General features: G+C 72.2%; 17 protein-coding genes and 2 tRNA genes. 8 read left to right on the forward strand and 11 right to left on the reverse strand.

Annotated elements, in window-relative coordinates; translation table 11 throughout:
• Positions 1–7: 7 nt before the first annotated feature.
• The 4 genes from ACLQ26_RS25305 to ACLQ26_RS25320 are packed head-to-tail and all read left to right on the forward strand — an operon-like array spanning position 8 to position 3369.
• A complete protein-coding gene (locus ACLQ26_RS25305) occupies positions 8–1777 on the forward strand; it encodes a proline--tRNA ligase (RefSeq protein ID WP_425746800.1) in 1770 nt (589 codons plus the stop codon).
• A 56-nt stretch (positions 1778–1833) separates the two neighbouring features.
• Complete coding sequence (locus tag ACLQ26_RS25310; RefSeq protein WP_363680879.1) at positions 1834–2259, forward strand: CBS domain-containing protein; 426 nt, start codon at positions 1834–1836, stop codon at positions 2257–2259.
• Between the two features lie 25 nt (positions 2260–2284).
• Positions 2285–2713, forward strand: coding sequence for a SufE family protein (locus ACLQ26_RS25315; RefSeq protein WP_425746801.1), 429 nt, complete (start codon positions 2285–2287; stop codon positions 2711–2713).
• Between the two features lie 20 nt (positions 2714–2733).
• A complete protein-coding gene (locus ACLQ26_RS25320; protein ID WP_425746802.1) occupies positions 2734–3369 on the forward strand; it encodes a DsbA family oxidoreductase in 636 nt (211 codons plus the stop codon).
• A gap of 52 nt (positions 3370–3421) precedes the next feature.
• On the opposite strand, the gene ACLQ26_RS25325 is transcribed toward ACLQ26_RS25320, so the two are convergent.
• The 6 genes from ACLQ26_RS25325 to ACLQ26_RS25350 all read right to left on the reverse strand — a co-directional run bounded on the left by ACLQ26_RS25325 (position 3422) and on the right by ACLQ26_RS25350 (position 7543).
• On the reverse strand, positions 3422–3970 hold the full coding sequence (locus tag ACLQ26_RS25325) for a YbaK/EbsC family protein (RefSeq protein WP_393291287.1): 549 nt from the start codon (positions 3968–3970) through the stop codon (positions 3422–3424).
• Positions 3971–4053: 83 nt separating this feature from the next.
• Positions 4054–4248, reverse strand: a complete 195-nt coding sequence (locus tag ACLQ26_RS25330) for a hypothetical protein (RefSeq protein WP_007454044.1) — start codon at positions 4246–4248, stop codon at positions 4054–4056.
• 37 nt (positions 4249–4285) lie between these two features.
• Positions 4286–5065, reverse strand: a complete 780-nt coding sequence (locus ACLQ26_RS25335) for an SDR family oxidoreductase (protein ID WP_425746803.1) — start codon at positions 5063–5065, stop codon at positions 4286–4288.
• Between the two features lie 64 nt (positions 5066–5129).
• Entirely contained in the window at positions 5130–5783 is a 654-nt protein-coding gene (locus tag ACLQ26_RS25340) for a GAP family protein (protein WP_425746804.1), read from the reverse strand.
• A gap of 52 nt (positions 5784–5835) precedes the next feature.
• The gene (locus ACLQ26_RS25345; RefSeq protein WP_425746805.1) at positions 5836–7224 is read right to left on the reverse strand and encodes an MFS transporter; all 1389 of its coding nucleotides are present in this window, start codon (positions 7222–7224) and stop codon (positions 5836–5838) included.
• 58 nt (positions 7225–7282) lie between these two features.
• Positions 7283–7543, reverse strand: a complete 261-nt coding sequence (locus ACLQ26_RS25350; protein ID WP_425746806.1) for a hypothetical protein — start codon at positions 7541–7543, stop codon at positions 7283–7285.
• Positions 7544–7761: 218 nt separating this feature from the next.
• Here ACLQ26_RS25350 and ACLQ26_RS25355 point away from each other — a divergent pair, with 218 nt between their 5' ends.
• Both ACLQ26_RS25355 and ACLQ26_RS25360 read left to right on the forward strand, forming a co-directional pair.
• Positions 7762–12234, forward strand: coding sequence for an HAD-IC family P-type ATPase (locus tag ACLQ26_RS25355; protein ID WP_425746866.1), 4473 nt, complete (start codon positions 7762–7764; stop codon positions 12232–12234).
• 40 nt (positions 12235–12274) lie between these two features.
• Positions 12275–13078: an MBL fold metallo-hydrolase gene (locus tag ACLQ26_RS25360; RefSeq protein ID WP_425746807.1), complete on the forward strand. Its 804-nt coding sequence runs from the start codon at positions 12275–12277 to the stop codon at positions 13076–13078.
• A gap of 46 nt (positions 13079–13124) precedes the next feature.
• Here ACLQ26_RS25360 and ACLQ26_RS25365 read toward each other — a convergent pair whose 3' ends face one another.
• Positions 13125–13430, reverse strand: coding sequence for a hypothetical protein (locus ACLQ26_RS25365; RefSeq protein WP_425746808.1), 306 nt, complete (start codon positions 13428–13430; stop codon positions 13125–13127).
• Between the two features lie 154 nt (positions 13431–13584).
• Between ACLQ26_RS25365 and ACLQ26_RS25370 the strand changes: the two genes are divergently transcribed.
• Positions 13585–14313: a PT domain-containing protein gene (locus tag ACLQ26_RS25370; RefSeq protein WP_425746809.1), complete on the forward strand. Its 729-nt coding sequence runs from the start codon at positions 13585–13587 to the stop codon at positions 14311–14313.
• Positions 14314–14388: 75 nt separating this feature from the next.
• Positions 14389–14925 (forward strand): hypothetical protein, encoded by a 537-nt coding sequence (locus ACLQ26_RS25375; RefSeq protein WP_425746810.1) that lies wholly within the window; start codon positions 14389–14391, stop codon positions 14923–14925.
• Between the two features lie 110 nt (positions 14926–15035).
• On the opposite strand, the gene ACLQ26_RS25380 is transcribed toward ACLQ26_RS25375, so the two are convergent.
• From ACLQ26_RS25380 to ACLQ26_RS25395, 4 genes are all read right to left on the reverse strand, one after another.
• Positions 15036–15108 (reverse strand) — tRNA-Ala (locus ACLQ26_RS25380).
• A gap of 38 nt (positions 15109–15146) precedes the next feature.
• Positions 15147–15275 (reverse strand): DLW-39 family protein, encoded by a 129-nt coding sequence (locus tag ACLQ26_RS25385; protein WP_007453934.1) that lies wholly within the window; start codon positions 15273–15275, stop codon positions 15147–15149.
• 42 nt (positions 15276–15317) lie between these two features.
• Positions 15318–15391, reverse strand: a tRNA-Ile gene (locus tag ACLQ26_RS25390).
• A 151-nt stretch (positions 15392–15542) separates the two neighbouring features.
• Complete coding sequence (locus tag ACLQ26_RS25395; protein ID WP_425746811.1) at positions 15543–16448, reverse strand: DUF3566 domain-containing protein; 906 nt, start codon at positions 16446–16448, stop codon at positions 15543–15545.

Consider the following 16448-nt stretch of genomic DNA (forward strand, 5'->3'; position numbering starts at 1 on the left):
TGCGCGAATGCTGCTACGCATGTCGACCCTGTTGCTGCGGACCCTGCGCGAGGATCCGGCCGACGCGGAGGTGCCGAGCCATCGGCTGCTGCTGCGCGCCGGTTACATCCGTCGCGCCGCACCGGGCGGCTACACGTGGCTGCCGCTGGGCAAGCTGGTGCTGGACCGGATCACCGAGGTGGTACGCGCCGAGCTGATCGCGATCGGCGACCAGGAGGTGCACTTCCCGGCGCTGCTGCCCGCCGAGCCGTACCGGACCAGTGGCCGGTGGACGGAGTACGGCGACCTCCTCTTCACCCTCGCCGACCGGCGCGGCGCGGAGCACCTGCTGGCGCCCACCCACGAGGAGATGGCGGCGCTGCTGGTCAAGGACCTGTTCACCTCGTACCGGGATTTTCCGGTGACGCTGTTCCAGGTGCAGACGAAGTTCCGCGACGAGGCGCGACCCCGGGCCGGCCTGCTGCGCGGCCGCGAGTTCCTGATGAAGGACGCGTACTCGTTCGACCTGGACGAGGCGGGGCTGCGTGACGCGTACGCCCGGCACCGGGCGGCGTACCAACGGATCTTCGACCGGCTGGGCCTGGACCACACGGTGGTGCACGCGATGTCCGGTGCGATGGGCGGCTCGGCGTCGGAGGAGTTCCTGGCCGCGACCCCGGTCGGGGAGGACACGTACGTCGGTTGCACCGCCTGTGACTACGCGGCCAACACCGAGGCCGTCGTCACCCGGGCACCCGCCGCCGGCGACCCCACCACCGCGCCTGCGGCCGAGGTGCACGAGACGCCGGAGACCGCGACGATCGCCGGTCTGGTCGAGGTGGCGAACGCCCGCCGCCTCGGTGAACGGGACGACTGGACCGCCGCCGACACCCTGAAGAACGTGGTGTTTACCGTTCGTCAGCCGGGCGCCGAGCGGGCCGAACTCCTTGTGATCGGGCTGCCCGGTGACCGGGAGGTCGACCTGAAGCGCCTCGGTGCCGCGTTGGAGCCGGCCCAGGTGGCCGTCTTCGACGAGTGGGCCGAGCATCCGGAGCTGGTGCGCGGGTACATCGGGCCGCAGGTGCTCGGCAAGCTGGGCATCCGCTACCTCGTCGATCCCCGGGTGGTGACCGGCTCGGCGTGGCTGACCGGGGCGAACGAGCCGGGTCGGCACGCGACGGGAGTGGTCTGCGGACGGGACTTCACGCCCGACGGCACGGTGGAGGCGGCCGAGGTGCGCGCCGGCGACAGGTGCCCCGCCTGCGGTGACGGCGAGCTGACCATCCGGCGGGGCATCGAGATCGGGCACATCTTCCAGCTCGGTCGCCGGTACACCGACGCGTTCGCTGTCGACGTGCTCGGGCCGGCCGGCAAGCCGGTCCGGCCCACCATGGGTTGCTACGGCATCGGGATCTCCCGGGCTGTCGCGGCCATCGCCGAGCAGCACCACGACGACCGGGGACTCGTCTGGCCGGCGGCGGTCGCGCCGTGCGACGTACACCTGGTGGTCGCCGGCAAGGGTCCGCAGCTCCACGCGGCGCTGGACCTCGGCGGACGCCTGGCCGCCGCCGGTCTGCGGGTGCTCGTCGACGACCGGACGCACGTCTCGGCCGGGGTGAAGTTCACCGACGCGGAGCTGATCGGCATCCCGCGCACCGTCGTGGTCGGCCGCCGACTGGCCGACGGGTACGTGGAGTTGCGCGAGCGGGCCGGCGACGAGCGCGCGGAGCTGCCGGTGGACGCCGTGGTGGAGCGGATTGTCGACGAGGCACGCCGGGAGCGTGGGAACCTGGTGTAGCCGCCGCGTCACTGGGTAGTGCAGTCGGATCGGGTGATACGTCTTCGGAGGATCTCATGACCGGTTACCGGGTCAGCGACGTGATGACCAAGCAGGTGGTGTACCTGTCGGCCGAGACCACCCTGGACGAGGCGGCCAGGGTGATGAAGGAGGCGGACATCGGCGACGTGGTGGTCACCGACGGCGCCACCCTCGCCGGCATGCTCACCGACCGGGACATCGTGGTGCGGGCGGTGGCCGAGAACAGCTCACCGGCGTCCACCACCATCGGCTCGATCGTCACCCGCGAGGTGGTCATGATCGAACAGCACTGCACGGCGGGTGAGGCCGCGGCGCTCATGCGGGACCGGGGCATCCGCCGGGTGCTGGTCTGCGACAGCGACCGCAAGCTGGTGGGGATCGTCTCGCTCGGCGACCTGGCCATGCAGCTCGACCCGACCAGCGCGTTGAGCGAGATCAGCGAACAGTCGCCGACGGTCTAGGAACGGCCGGCGGTAGCCTCGACTCATGGCTGACATGCCGGCCCGACTGGCCGAGATCGTCGACGAGTTCGCTGCCGCGCCACGCGACCTGGTGCTGGAGATGCTGCTGGAGTACGCCGACGTCATCCCGCCGCTGCCCGCCGACGCTGCCGGGCACGAGGGCATGGAGCAGGTGCCCGAGTGCCAGACCGCGTTCTTCCTGCGCGCCCAGGTGGCAACGGACGGGACCGTCGAGACTCTCTTCGACTGCCCGCCGGAGGCGCCCACCACCCGGGCGTTCGCCGGGATCCTCGCCGAGGGTCTGGCCGGCGCGAGCGCCGAGGAGGTGCTGGCCGTGCCGGACGACCTCTACCAGCGGATGGGCCTGGCCCAGGCGATCAGCCCGCTGCGGGTACGCGGCGGCACGGCGATCCTGGGCCGGCTCAAGCGGCAGGTCCGGGAACAACTCGACTGAGCGGGCAGTTGCCACCGATCATGGAGATCGAGATCTACGCCGACGTCGTCTGCCCGTGGTGCTACCTCGGCAAGCGACGACTGGACGAGGCAATCGCCCGCTACGACGGCGAGGTGACCGTCCGGTACCGGCCGTTCCAGCTCGACCCGTCGCCGGTGCCGGCGCCCCGCCCGGTCATCGACGCGCTGGCGGAGAAGTTCGGCGGGCCGGAGCGCGCCCGGCAGATGGTCGCGCGGGTGGTTCAGGCAGCGGCGGGCGACGGGCTTCGGCTGGACTACGACAGCGCGGTGGCCGCGAACACCTTCGACGCACACCGCCTGGTCGCCTACGCCACCGAGCACGGTAGGGCGGCCGAGATGGTGGAGGCGCTGTATCAGGCGCACTTCACCGAGGGCGTCGACCTGGGCTCGCGGGAGGCGCTGGCCACCGTTGCCGGCGGGATCGGTCTGGACGCCGCCGACGCCCGTCGGTTCCTCGACTCCGATGAGCGGACCGCCGAACTCGCCGCCGAGTTGGCCGCCGCCCGCGACCTGGGTATCACTGGCGTCCCGACGTTCGTGCTGGCCGGAAAGTACGCGGTCAGCGGCGCCCAGGAGACGGAGACCCTCGTCGCCGCGCTGGCCGAGGTCGAGCAGCGGGAGGCCGCAGCACGCTGAGCATCGACCACAGCGATGTTTCACGTGCAACGGTATCGATGTCGGTGCCTGGTCAGGCCGGCCTGGCCAGGCCCTCCACCACCTGCGCGCCCGGCAGCGCGCCCAACGCCGGCCCCGGCAGCGCGATCTTGCTGTGCCGTACGCCCGACCCGATGATCACGTGCGGGGTGGCGATCACCCGCGCATCCACGAGGATCGGCCACTGGGCCGGCAGTCCGATCGGGGTGATGCCGCCGTACTCCATGCCTGTCAACTCGACCGCGTCGTCCATCGGGGCGAAGCTCGCCTTACGCACGTCCAGCGCCCGCCGAGCCACGCCGTTCACGTCGGCCCGGGTGGTGGCCAACACGATGCAGGCCGCATAGCGGACCACACCCTCGCGCTTCCCGGCCACCACGACACAGTTGGCCGACACGTCCAGCCCCACCTCGTACGCCGCGCAGAACGCCGCCGTGTCGGCGAGGTCGGCGTCGATCGGCGCGACCAGCACGTCGTCGACGTCCACCGGCGCGTCGGCAGGCCACTGGGCGATCGCCTCCGCCACCGGCGCGGCGAGCAGATCGAGGCGGGCTCGGGCCGGTTCGGTCTTCAACGTTCCCATCACGGGTGCGATCCTCGCACCCGCGCCGCCGGATCGCCCGCCGACTCCCGGGCCGTCTCGTGACACCACCTCCACGTCGCGCCTCAACTGCCGGCGAGGAAAGCGTTGTCGGAAAGGAAGGAACGGTCGCGGGCGGCAGCCAGTTCCTCCTCGCGCCGGGCCCGGGCCCGCTGAAGTTCCAGATCCTCAAGCGCGTGCCGGACGCCCAGCCGGATCACGCCGTAGAGGAAGACGAAACCGAAGACGTAGAGGATCACCGTGGTGACGACAACGAACATGGCGTCACCGTAAGACGAACGTGAACCGACATCCCTCTCATCTCCGCGTGGTTCCCCCGTACGTGTCCGCGAGATGGTCGGCCCAGGTCCGCGTCCCGCGCGGCAGCGCCTCGGTGACCAGCCCACCGGCGCGCAGCTCGCGCCCGAGCCGGCCGGGAATCCGTACCGGCAGCAGCGGCCGGCGTGACCCCCGCGCCTCCCGCCAGGCACGGACCGCCTCGTCGAAGCGGAGCACCTGCGGCCCACCGAACTCCTCGATGCCACCGAGCGGGCCGGCGGCCAGCCGGGCCGCGAGCCGGGCGGCCACCTCGGCGGGGTCGACCGGCTGGGCGAGCACCGCCCGGTCACCGAGCACCGGCCCAAGCCGCGCGCTTCTCGTCAACAGCTCGTCGAGGAACTGGGGGAACTGGGTGGCGCGCAGCACCGACCACGGCACCGGACCGGCCGCGACCACCTGCTCGGCCGCCAGCTTGTGCCTGTAGTACGGGATCGGCACCCGGTCCACCCCGACGATCGAGACGTAGACCAGGTGCGGGACGCCGGCCGCGGCGGCGGCCACCACCAGCCGGCGGGTGCCCAGCACGTCCACCTGGTGGGTACGCCCCCGGGGCGAGGACGCCAGGTGCAGCACCGCGTCCACCCTGGTCACCGCCTCGGCCAGCCCGTCCCCGGTGGCCAGGTCGACCACTACCCACTCCGCGTCCGAGCCGGCACGCGGCCGACGGCTGCTGGCCCGCACACTCATCCCGTCGTCGCGCAGCCGCGCCAGCACGTCGCTCCCCAGACGACCACCAGCCCCGGTGACCAGAACCCTCATCGTCCCCTCCTCCTCCGCGGACCCGTCGTGCTGATGACGGCCGCGCGACGGCACACGTGACGGCTCACCCCGAGCGGATCAGGTCCAGCACCGTCAGCAGCGCGAAGAACGCGATCACGATCTCGTTGACGATCCAGGAGTGCCCCTCGGCCCACTCCCGCATCCGGGCCAGCACCCGCGCCGCCTTCTGCCCGAGCAGCACCAACGCCAGCAACGGCACCGCGAGCAGGAGCACGGTGAGCAGCACGAACGGCACCAGGTGCCACCAGGGGAGATCGTGTCGGGCCACTGTCGCGCCCACCGTCGCCATGGTGAGGTCGTCGGTGGGTGTCACCACGAAGAGGAGCGCCCCCGTCCGCGCGGCCCAACGCGGATCGGCGTGGCTGACGCTGCCCAGCCAGCGCGGCGGCCCGGACCGGTTGCGGCGCAGCCAGACCACCAGGGCCAGACTCACCAGCAGCGCGAGCACCACCAGGTCGATGGCCGGGCCACGATCGATCCTGCTGGCGGCCTCGCTGGCGTCGGTCGCCAGCCCGCCCAGCAGCCGGGTCAGCAACCAGCTCACAGTCACCCCGGCGGCGACGACCAGGCCGGCGCCGGCGAGGAAACCCAGCGACGCGGCCCGGGGTCGGTCGGACGACGCGAGGAAGACCGCCACGACCAGTTGGGTCCCGGCGACCATCACCACGGCCAGCGGCAGGACGGTCAGGAAGTTCATCGCCTGCCATCCTCGCGCCCACCCGGTACGGGCACGTCGAATCCTCGGCGGATCACCCGCCCGGCCGTGGGGTCCCGTTCACCACCACCCGACCGGCCAGCAGCGCGCCGACAAGTGCCAGACCGGCCGCCACCACCAGGGTCGCCACGTAGCTGGCGGGGCCGGGCGCGCTTCCGGCGGCCAGGACGGCACCGGTGAGCGCCAGCACGGTCGCCGCGAAGAGCGAGTCGCCCAGTTGCAGCGACGAGCTGTTGCGGCCCTGCTCGCCCGGCGCCGACAGTTCCAGGGTGAGCACCGACAACGACGGGTACAGCAGTCCCATGCCGAGCCCGGCCACCGCCCAGCCCAACACGGCGACGGCCACCGGCAGCTCGGGTCGTACGACAAGCGCCACCGTCGCGGTGCCGGCCGTTATGCAGCACAGTCCGACGCGGGGCAGAGTGGCTCGGGAGGCCGGCTGGGAAAAACGGCCCTGCATCCAGGAGCCCACCGACCAGGCCAACGCGCCCACCGTGAGGACGAGCCCGGCGGCGGTCGGCGACAGTCCCCGCTCCCGGGAGAGCATCAACGGGATGACCACCTCCGCGCCGACGAACGCCGCCGACGCCAGACCGCGCAGACCGACAACTGTGGGCAGCCCACGGGCCGCCCGCAGAAACCCCTGTGGCAGCAGTCGCGGCGCGCAGACCAGCAGACCGGCCAGGGCGGCCGCGATCACCGCCGGGGCCGCCGCGCCGCGCTGCTGTCCCCCGATGTGCAGCAGTGCGGCGCTCACGCCCGCCCCACAGGCCCAGCCGATGCGGGCCACCGCGCCGGCCGGCGGCCGGGTCGGCACCGTCCGGTCGAGCGACCGCAGGCCCGGATGGATCAGCAACACCGCCGGGACGGCCACCGCCGGCACCACGAGAAAGACCCACCGCCAGCCCAGGTATTCGACAATCAGACCGGCGAGCGCCGGCCCGACCAGCGACGGTACGACCCACGCGGCCGCGAACGCGGCGAAGATCCGGCGATGCAACTCCTCCGGGTACGCCTGCCCGACGATCACGTAGAGCGCCACCGACAGCAGCCCGGAGCCGAACCCCTGCACGACCCGTCCGACCACCAGCGCGGTCATCACCGGCGCGGTCCCGGCGATCAGCAGCCCGGCCACGAACCACCCGACGCCGTGCCACATCGGTCCTCGGGGCCCCCGTGCGTCGCACCAGATCCCCGAAACGACCATGGCCAGCACACCGGCGGCGAACGGGCCACCGAACGCGATCCCGTACAGCGCCAACCCGTCCAGGCTGCGGGCGACCGTCGGCATGGCGGTGCCGACCGCCAACGCCTCGAACGCCAGCAGCGACACCAGGGCGACGCTGCCCACAGTCATCGCCCGCAGCCGGGGTACGAACAGCCCCGCGGGGGCCGGAACGGGGGTCGCGGTTCGGCTCGACATGCACCGAGCCTGCGACCTCAACCCGGATTCATGTCAACAGGTGGTGACCCGGCTCTCCTCACGCTTCCTGGAGCGCCTCGCCGACGCCGCGTACCAGTCCCGACAGGTGCTGGTCCGCCAGGACGTGCCCGGCGGTGATCACCAAAGCGAGCGGCCACTCGATCACCTGCAACGCGGCCAGCACGCCGAGCCCGGCGTAGTAGGCGATCTTGTCCGGTGGTGGCACCGCCACCTCGCCCAGCATCGGCAGCTCGAACCGCCGGCGATACATCCGCACGTTCTCGTGTGCGCCGTTGAGATGTCGCGTCAAACTGCTCATTCCGGCCTCCCCGTGTCCGGTGATGGTCGTCGGTTTCCACCGCCCACCCCGTCCATGCGCGGTCGACCCCGCAAAGTTCCGGCGCTCCAAGGGGCATAACGGACGTCAGGTCGGGAAGCCAGGCCGCCGGACGTGAAGCGGTGGGAGGACGAGATGACCGACGGCACCAGCAGCGACAACGGGACGTCGGGTCGGCGTCCGTCCGGCCGTACGCCTCGATGACGGCGGCGGGTCGCGTCGCCGGCCGCCTCCTGCCGTCCATCGGCGTGCCGCACCTGGTCGGGGAGGCGTCCAGGACCGTCGGGTCCGCGGCGACCCGACTGGCCCGGACGGCCGGGCTGACCCGGCGTCGCGTCTGGTCGCGCCCCGGCCGACACCACATCGAGGTGCACGGCGTCTGTCAGGACGGCGGCGACCGGTTGGCCCGGCAGGTGGAGACCGCGTTGGAGCGGGTGCCCGGGGTGGCCTGGGCCCGGGTGAACGCCCCGTCCGGGCGGGTGGTGGTGGCCGTGCAGGCCCCCGAGCCGAGACTGCGGGACCTCATCGCCACTATCGACCGGATCGAGCGGACCTGCGACCACGAGCCGGACCCGGAGATCCCGCCCCCACACCCGCCGGAGGAGGGGCCGCGCACCCCGCGCACCCTGGGCGCGCTCGCCTCGGACGCGTTGGGCCTGACCATCTCGGCGGCCACCCGACTCCTGCCGTTCGCGCCGCTGCCCGGCGAGGTCGCCGGCCTGCTGGCCGCCGCGGACCTGCAACCGAAGCTGCACGCGTTCGTGGGCCGGCGGCTGCGCTCCGACCCCCGCGCCGACGTCATCTTTCCGCTGGCCGAGGCGGTGGTGCAGGGTCTGACCGGCCGTTGGACGGGGATCGTTCTCGACGGTGCCCAACGGATGGTGCAGTGGAGCGAGGCGCGGGCCCAACTCACCGCGTGGGAGAAGGCCGAGCCACGGCTGACAGGTGACCCGGAGCGCGCCACCGCCCGGTGGCCGGCGGTCGACCGTCCCCGCCCGAAGCCGGACGGCCCGGTCGAGCGCTACATCAACCGGATGTTGGCCGCCGGCACGGCGGCCGCGGCGGCCGCGACGCCGTTCGCCGGGCGCAAGCGAGCGGCCGCGCTGGGCCTGTCCGCGCTGCCCAAGGCCCCGGGCAGCGGACGGGAGGGGTACGCGGCACAGCTCGGCCGGGTCCTCGCCCGGCGCGGGGTGATCGCGATGGACCGTGGCGTGCTGCGGGAGTTGGACCGGATCGACACGCTGGTGCTGGACGCCGCGGTGCTCGGCTCGGAGCGGGGCGTCCTCGCCGACCTGGCCCCGGCGTCCGAGGTGGACATCGACGAGGTGGCGGACCGGGCGTTCGCGCTGTTCGATCCGACCGACCCGACCGGTTCGCGGGAGCGGGACGGCTGGCGGCTGGCATCCCTGGACCAACTCCCGGCGGGCGATCCCGGTGACGTGCCCGACGGCGAGCGGCTGCGCGCGGCGGGCGGGCAGTTGCTCGGGCTCACCCACTCCGGTCGACTCGCGGCGCTGCTGCGGGTCGAACCCGAGCCCGCGCCTGGTGTCGACGGACTACCGGCCGCCGCCCGGCACGCCGGCCTGAAGCTGATCGTGGCCGGCGGCGACGAGCAGCGGTACGGCTTCGCCGACGCGCAACTGCCCGGCGGGGATCGCCTGGCCGACTCCGTGCGAGCGTTGCAGCGCGACGGAGCGGTGGTGATGCTGGTCTCCGGGGACCGGGCGGCGCTCGGCGCGTCCGACTGCGGGCTGGGGATGTCCGCTCCGGACGAGCTGCCCCCGTGGGGTGCGCACCTGCTGGTCGGCACCGACCTGCGGGTGGTGGCCCTGGTCGTCGAGGCGACCGGGGCGGCCCGGCGGATGACGCAGCAGAACATCAAGCTCGCCATGGCGGGCACCGGACTCGGGGCGCTTGGCGCGTTCACCGCCCCACCGACCCAGCTGCCACACCGATCGCTCGTCGCGGTCAACGGCGCGGCAGGGTTGGCCTTCGCCAACGGGGTCTGGCAGGCCCGCCGGCTGCCCGACCGGTCGGACACTCCGGCACCGGTGGCGACCGCCTGGCACCTGATGCCGGTCCGGACCGTGCTCGACCGCCTGGGCACCACACCGGACGGGCTGGCCAGCGAGGAGGCGCACCGCCGACACGACGGCCAGGGGACGGGCGGCGGCGACACACCCGCCGGTGGCGGCCTGCTGCGGGCGTTCCTGGACGAGCTGTCCAACCCGCTCACCCCCGTACTGGCCGCCGGGGCGGTGCTCTCCGCGTCGTTCGGCTCACTTGTCGACGCCGCGTTGGTGGGCAGCGTCGTCGGCGGGTCGGCCCTGATCGGAGCGGTGCACGAACGCAACACCGAACGGTCGCTGGCGGAGCTGCTGTCCCGTTCGGCGGTGACCGCGCGGGTCCGCCGCGACGGCGCCGAGCGGGTCGTCGCGGCGGAGGACCTCGTCCTCGGAGACGTCATCACCCTCGAACCGGGAGACTCGGTACCGGCGGACTGCCGGGTGCTCGAAGCGGTCGGTCTGGAGGCGGACGAGTCGTCGCTGACCGGCGAGTCGCTGCCGGTCGCCAAGAGCAACCGGGCTGTCGTCGCCGCGGCCATCGCCGACCGACACTCCATGCTGTACGAGGGCACCACAGTCGCCGCCGGCCACGGAACCGCAGTGGTGGTGGCGACCGGCGTCGACACCGAGTCCGGGCGCAGCCTGGCGCTGGTGAAGCAGGCGCCCCCGACCAGCGGGGTGGAGGCCCGGCTCGGCTCGTTGACAAGCGCCGCCATCCCGTTGGCCGCCGGTTCGGCGATAGCCGTGGCCGGCGCGGGGCTGCTGCGGGGCGTACCGCTGGCCGAGACGGCGGCGACCGCCGCGAACCTCGCCGTGGCGTCGGTGCCCGAGGGACTGCCGTTTCTCGTCAGCGCCGCGCAGCTGGCCGCCGCTCGGCGGCTGGCCGAGCACGGCGCGTTGGTCCGCAACCCGCGCACCATCGAGGCGTTGGGCCGGGTCGACGTGCTCTGCTTCGACAAGACCGGCACCCTCACCGAGGGCCAGTTGCTGCTCGCCGGGGTCGGCGACGGGGTCGGCGACCGGTACGCCCCGGTGGACCGGCTCGACGACCGGCTCCGGTTGACCCTCGCCACGGCCCTGCGGGCCACCCCCGCCGCGGCCAAGCCGGAGGATCTGGCGTTGCAGACCGACCGGGCGGTCCGGCGGGGCGCCGCCACGGCTCAGGTGGTGGAGCAGACCGGCGCCGCCGGCTGGCGGGCGGCCGGCGGGCTGCCGTTCGAGCCGTCCCGCGGCTACCACGCGAGCATCGGCGAGACCGAGGGTCGCCTGCTGCTGAGCGTCAAGGGCGCTCCGGAGACGGTGTTGCCGCGTTGCGCGACGCGGCGTACCGACGGTCGGCAGGAGCCGCTGGACGACGCCGGCCGCGCGGAGCTGCAACGCCTGCTGGCCGACCGGGCCGGGGCGGGGCACCGGATCCTGGCCGTCGCGGAGTGCCAGGTGGACGCCGCGCAGGTCACCGACGCGGACGTCCGGGGGCTGACCTTCGTGGGGTTCCTGGCTCTCGCGGACGGGGTCCGGGAGAGCGCAGCTCCGGCGGTACGCCGGATCCGGCAGGCAGGCGTCCACACCATCATGATCACCGGTGACCACCCGGCCACCGCCGAGGCCATCGCCGCCACCATCAGCGAGCACGACGAGCAGCGGGTGGTCACCGCCACCGAACTCGACAAGTTGGACGACGACGCGCTCGCCGAGCGGCTGGCCCACACCGACGTGGTGGCCCGCTGCACCCCGGCGCACAAGGTGCGGATCATCCAGGCGTTGCAGAAGTGCGGGCGCACGGTGGCGATGACCGGCGACGGCGCCAACGACGCCCCGGCGATCCGGCTGGCCGACGTCGGCATCGCCCTGGGCCAACGCGGCACCCCGGCGGCCCGGGCCGCAGCCGACTTGGTGGTCACCGACGACCGGTTGGAGACCATCATCGCCACCCTGGTCGAGGGTCGCGCGATGTGGTCGTCGGTACGCCACGCGCTGAGCATCCTCGTCGGCGGCAACCTGGGCGAGATCGCGTTCAGCGTGCTCACCGCCGCGGTGACCGGCCGTTCCGCCCTCACCGGCCGGCAACTGCTGCTCGTCAACCTGCTCACCGACCTGGCGCCCGCGTTGGCCATCGCCGTCCGCCCACCCGCCTCGGACCGCACCGACGGGCTGCTCCTGGAGGGCCCCGACCAATCGCTCGGCGAGACCCTCACCAGGGAGATCGGGCTCCGCGCGGCGTCCACCACGCTGGGCGCGACAGTCGGCTGGACGTTGGCCCGGTACACCGGACGCCAGCGCCGGGCCGGAACGGTCGCCCTCGTCTCGCTCGTCGGCACCCAGCTCGGCCAGACCATCCTGGCAGGCGGCACCAGTCCGGCCGTGCTGGCGTCCACGGCGGCGTCGCTGGGAGTGCTGGTCGTGGTGGTGCAGACGCCGGGGGTGAGTCAGTTCTTCGGTTGCACACCGCTCGGCCCGGTGGGCTGGACCATCGGCGCCGGTTCGGCGCTCGGTGCCACCTTCGCCAACGGCGCGCTCACCAGACTGGTGGAGCACCTCCCGTCGGCGCGACCAGACCTCGCGCAGCCCAGTCCCGAGGAGACCGCCCCTCCCGCGGCTGAGGCTTGAGCGGGACCGGCTGGGGTACCGGAGCCGGGGGGAGGTGCACATGACGGCCGAGCATCCACAGGTGACGTTCATCGGCACCGCGACGACACTGTTGCGGATCGGCGGATTCACCCTGCTGACCGATCCCAACTTCCTGCATCGCGGCCAGCGGGCGTACCTCGGAAAGGGTCTGTGGTCGCGTCGGCGCACGGACCCGGCGCTGCGGATCGCCCAGCTTCCCCACCTGGACGCCGTGGTCCTGTCCCACCTGCACGGCGATCACTTCGACCGGGTGGCCCGCCGGGAGTTGGACCGGGAACTGCCCATCGTCACGACACCCGCCGCCGAACGCAAACTGCGCCGCAGGGGCTTCCGCGCCGCCGAGGGCCTGCCGACCTGGTCGTCGCGAGAGCTGCACCGCGACGGTACGACAGTGCGCCTGACCTCGATGCCCGGTAAGCACGGCCCCGGCGCGCTGGATCGGCTGCTGCCCGACGTGATGGGCACGATGATCGACGTGGAACGCGGCGGGCGGCGCGAGTTCCGGCTGTACGTCACCGGCGACACGCTCAACCGGCCGCTGCTCATCGACATCCCCGAGCGCTACCCGGACATCGACGCGATGCTGATCCACCTCGGCGGCACCAAGATCGCCGGAATTCTGGTCACCATGGACGCTCGGCAGGGCGCCGACCTGGTGGAGCTCATCCGCCCGAAGCTGACGGTGCCGATCCACTACGACGACTACCCGGTCTTCCGCTCCCCGCTGGCGCACTTCGTCGACGAGGCCCGCCGACGCGGCTGGGTTCGGCAGGTACGCACCATCGTCCGGGGCGAGACCGCGCCCCTCACGCCGCCAGTCTGAAACGGCCGGCCGAGGGTGGTGGAGGTACCGGCGGCCCTGAGCCAGCTCACCGACGCTCGCGGAACGGATCCCGCGGCGGCCCCGGTTCCGCCCAGCAGAGGCCGCCACGAAACTCCACCCCCGGAATGCCGTCGGTGATCCGGCCGAGGTCCACCCCACCCGCCAGCGAGGTGGGGAGATCGGCCCGCAACTCCTCGGCGGCCGTTGCCAGGTCGTCCTCCTCGGTGGACCAGTCGATGTCGGCCGCGCGCAGGTCGGCGACGGCGTGAGCGGTGACGGCCGCGGGATCGGTGACGAGCACCTCCACCCGGCAGTAGATCTGCATGACGACAGGCGTCGGACTCTGCTCCATTCCGGAGATCCTGTCGGGGTGGCGCACACACCGAAAGAGGTTTTCGACAGTCGCTGCCGCCGCACCAGTTCGGCCATATCGACCAGGTCACCGCCGAATGGCCGCCGACAGTAGGATCTCCATGTTTTGATCTGCAACGGGGAGGAAGACCCACATGCGACGCAAGATTCCGGCTGGCGTTCTGCTGGCGCTGGCCCTACTGGTTCCGGCGGCACCGGCGATGGCGCAAGCCGAGTCGCCCGGGTTGGACGCGGCCTGCCAGACGATTGAGCGCAAGGTCTACAAGGACATCCGCGAGCTCATCACCATCGACCTGGACACCGCCACCGACACCCAGGTGCGACTGTTGGCCAACCAGATCATGAGCGCGGCAAAGGCCGATTCCCTGCCCGTTCTGCCGGACGCGATCCAGAAGCAGCTGGACGGCAGCGCCGCTGATCTCCGCGCATTCCTGAAGAAGGGCGTACAGGATGCTTGGTCAGTTGCGCTGCGGATCACGGTGGTCCGGACGTTGACGGACGCCGGCACCAACGTAAAGGCGGCCGCGCAGAAGGTGCTGGACCAGTCGTCCGTTGACGTCTATCTGGCGTACCTGAACAACGGCCTGTACGAGGCGCGTGCGCTCGACTGCGCGTCCCAGCCCACCGCGACCCCGACGGCTCAGCCCACGCAGACGCCGAGCGCGACGCCGAGCGCCACGACGACAGTCGTGCCGACCGCTGCCTCCTCCACCAGCCCGGGCGCCGCTGCCGGTGAGGGTGGCGGCCTTCCCCTGACCGGTGCCGACACGGCGACCGTGGCCGGCGTCGGCGGTGCGCTGTTGCTCCTCGGCGGCGCGGGCTACCTGATCGGACGCCGACGTCGCGCACGCTTCGTGGCATAGCTCACTCAACGCGCCCGGCTCGACGCCTCGTCGGGCCGGGCGCTTGCGTGGGAGAGGGGGCGTAGGCGGATGTGTGTGCTGGATTCCGCGGCCAACAACGCCGCTGTTGCCCGGTTCCTCGAGGATCATGCGCAGGTGCGTCGAGCCAACAACGACCATCCCGCGCTGCGGGGCTGCGCCGAGATCGCGTGGTGCGAGATTCCCGGCTGTCCCGCCGACGTTCCTTTTCTGTTCTATGGGCTGCTGGATCCGATTGCCGCCCCTGAGGCCGCACGTGTGCTGACAAACGTTCTGATGGGCGGCGTCCTCCACCTGAGCGCGGCAATGCCAGCAGCGTTGCCGTTCCTGCTTCGACTGATGGCAGATCCGGAAATTCCGGTGCGGTCCAACCTGCTCGACCTCGTGGTCGCCACCGCCGAGCTGTCGCAGCCAGTCGACGCGGACAACGAGCGCGCGGTACTGCTGCTCGGCAACGACAGCGACCATCCGGAACGCGAGCAATGCAGGCCGGTGTTCTCCGAACACGCGTCGCTGCTGCGCGCTCTGCTCGATGACGACACCTTGGATGCTGCCGACAGGGCATGGCTTCAGCAGGCCGTGGCACTGTCTTGAAGCCACATTGGTCGGCTGATATCCCTCTCGCCTTTGGTGCAGCCAACGGAGGTCGCCAACAGGTCGAGAGGGTTGGACTCGGGACCGAGACCGACCGGGGAAAGTGCTTGTGGAGCCCAGGGGACTCGAACCCCTAACCCCTGCCTTGCAAAGGCAGTGCTCTGCCAGTTGAGCTAGGGCCCCGTGAGCGGCGGCGGCGACGGAGTCATCGCCGCCGGACGTCAGCGCAGGTCGGGTGCGGTGGTCGCCTCGTGCCACAGGGCACGCTCGTCGTTGGCGGCCTTGACCTTGTTGAAGACGACGGCAGCCACGCCGACGACGCCGGCCAGGATCAGCAGCTTCTTGAACATGGGGCGACCCCTCGCGCTCGACTAGCGTCGGACGATGTGCGGTGGGGCTAGATGGAATCGAACCATCGACCTCAGAGTTATCAGCTCTGCGCTCTAACCGACTGAGCTATAGCCCCGCGTTGCGACGAGCAAGATTAACCCATCCGCTCCGCCGGCCCCAAATCGGGGTCCGACCCTGCGAGCCGGGCCGTCGCCACCTGCAAACCTACCCGAGTACGGGGCGCCGGAGCGACCGCATTCCGCGGTGCCCCGGCGCCCCGATCACACTCAGTCCCGCTCGGCGAGCGTCAGCTCGATCCCGCCGACGAGGTCGGCGCAGACGTTGTAGACGAACGCTCCCAGCGTGGCCAGCGCGGTGAAGAGCACCACGTTTACCAGGCCGATCAGCGCCGAGCTGAGGATGACGCCCTTGGCGGTAATCTGGAAGCCGCTGGTGCTCTGCCCACCGCCCGCGTTGACCAGGTCGCTGAGGCTGTCGTTGACGCTCTGGAACACACCCATCGCGTCCAGCGCCAGGTACAGCACCGACGTGGCGACCACCACGACGATGAACAGCACCACCGAGACGGCGAACGCGAACTTCATCACGGACCAGGGGTCGATCCGCTTGAGGTTCAGTCGGGCCCGGCGCGGTCCGCGGGACGCCGCCGAACTGACCGAGGTACGCGCGGCGCGTACCGCCTCCCCGACGCGAGCGGCCCCGACGGCCGACGTGTTGCCGATCCCCGGCGGCAGGCCACCACCGCTCGCGGGGCGACCGCCAGCGGCCGTACGCCCCTGGTCCGGCTGGCCCATGCCCGGCATGAATCGGGGTTGGGTGCCGGTGGACCCGGTCGATGTCGCCTGACCGGGCCGGGTGTTGATCGGCTGGGTGGTCGTCGGTCGAGCCGGGGTCGGGGCGGCCGCCGTGGGGGCCACCCCGGCGGATGTGGGTGCCTCGACGGCCGACGTCTCGGCCTTGGCGTCGCCCGATGCCCCGTCCTCGCCCGACTGCTCCGGGGGAGGTGTCATGCCGGGAGCCCGGGTGAATTTCGGGGCAGGCGCGTCAGCGGGAACCGTGGCCCGGCCCACGGCCGCGCGGCCGGTCGCTGGTGTGCCGCCCTTGGCGGCCTCCTCGTCGACCGGGTTGGCCGAGGTCCCCGTGTTCCCCGACTTCGCCTGTGTCTCCGTCAT

The organism is Micromonospora sp. DT43 (assembly GCF_049841645.1).
Taxonomy (GTDB): Bacteria; Actinomycetota; Actinomycetes; order Mycobacteriales; family Micromonosporaceae; genus Micromonospora.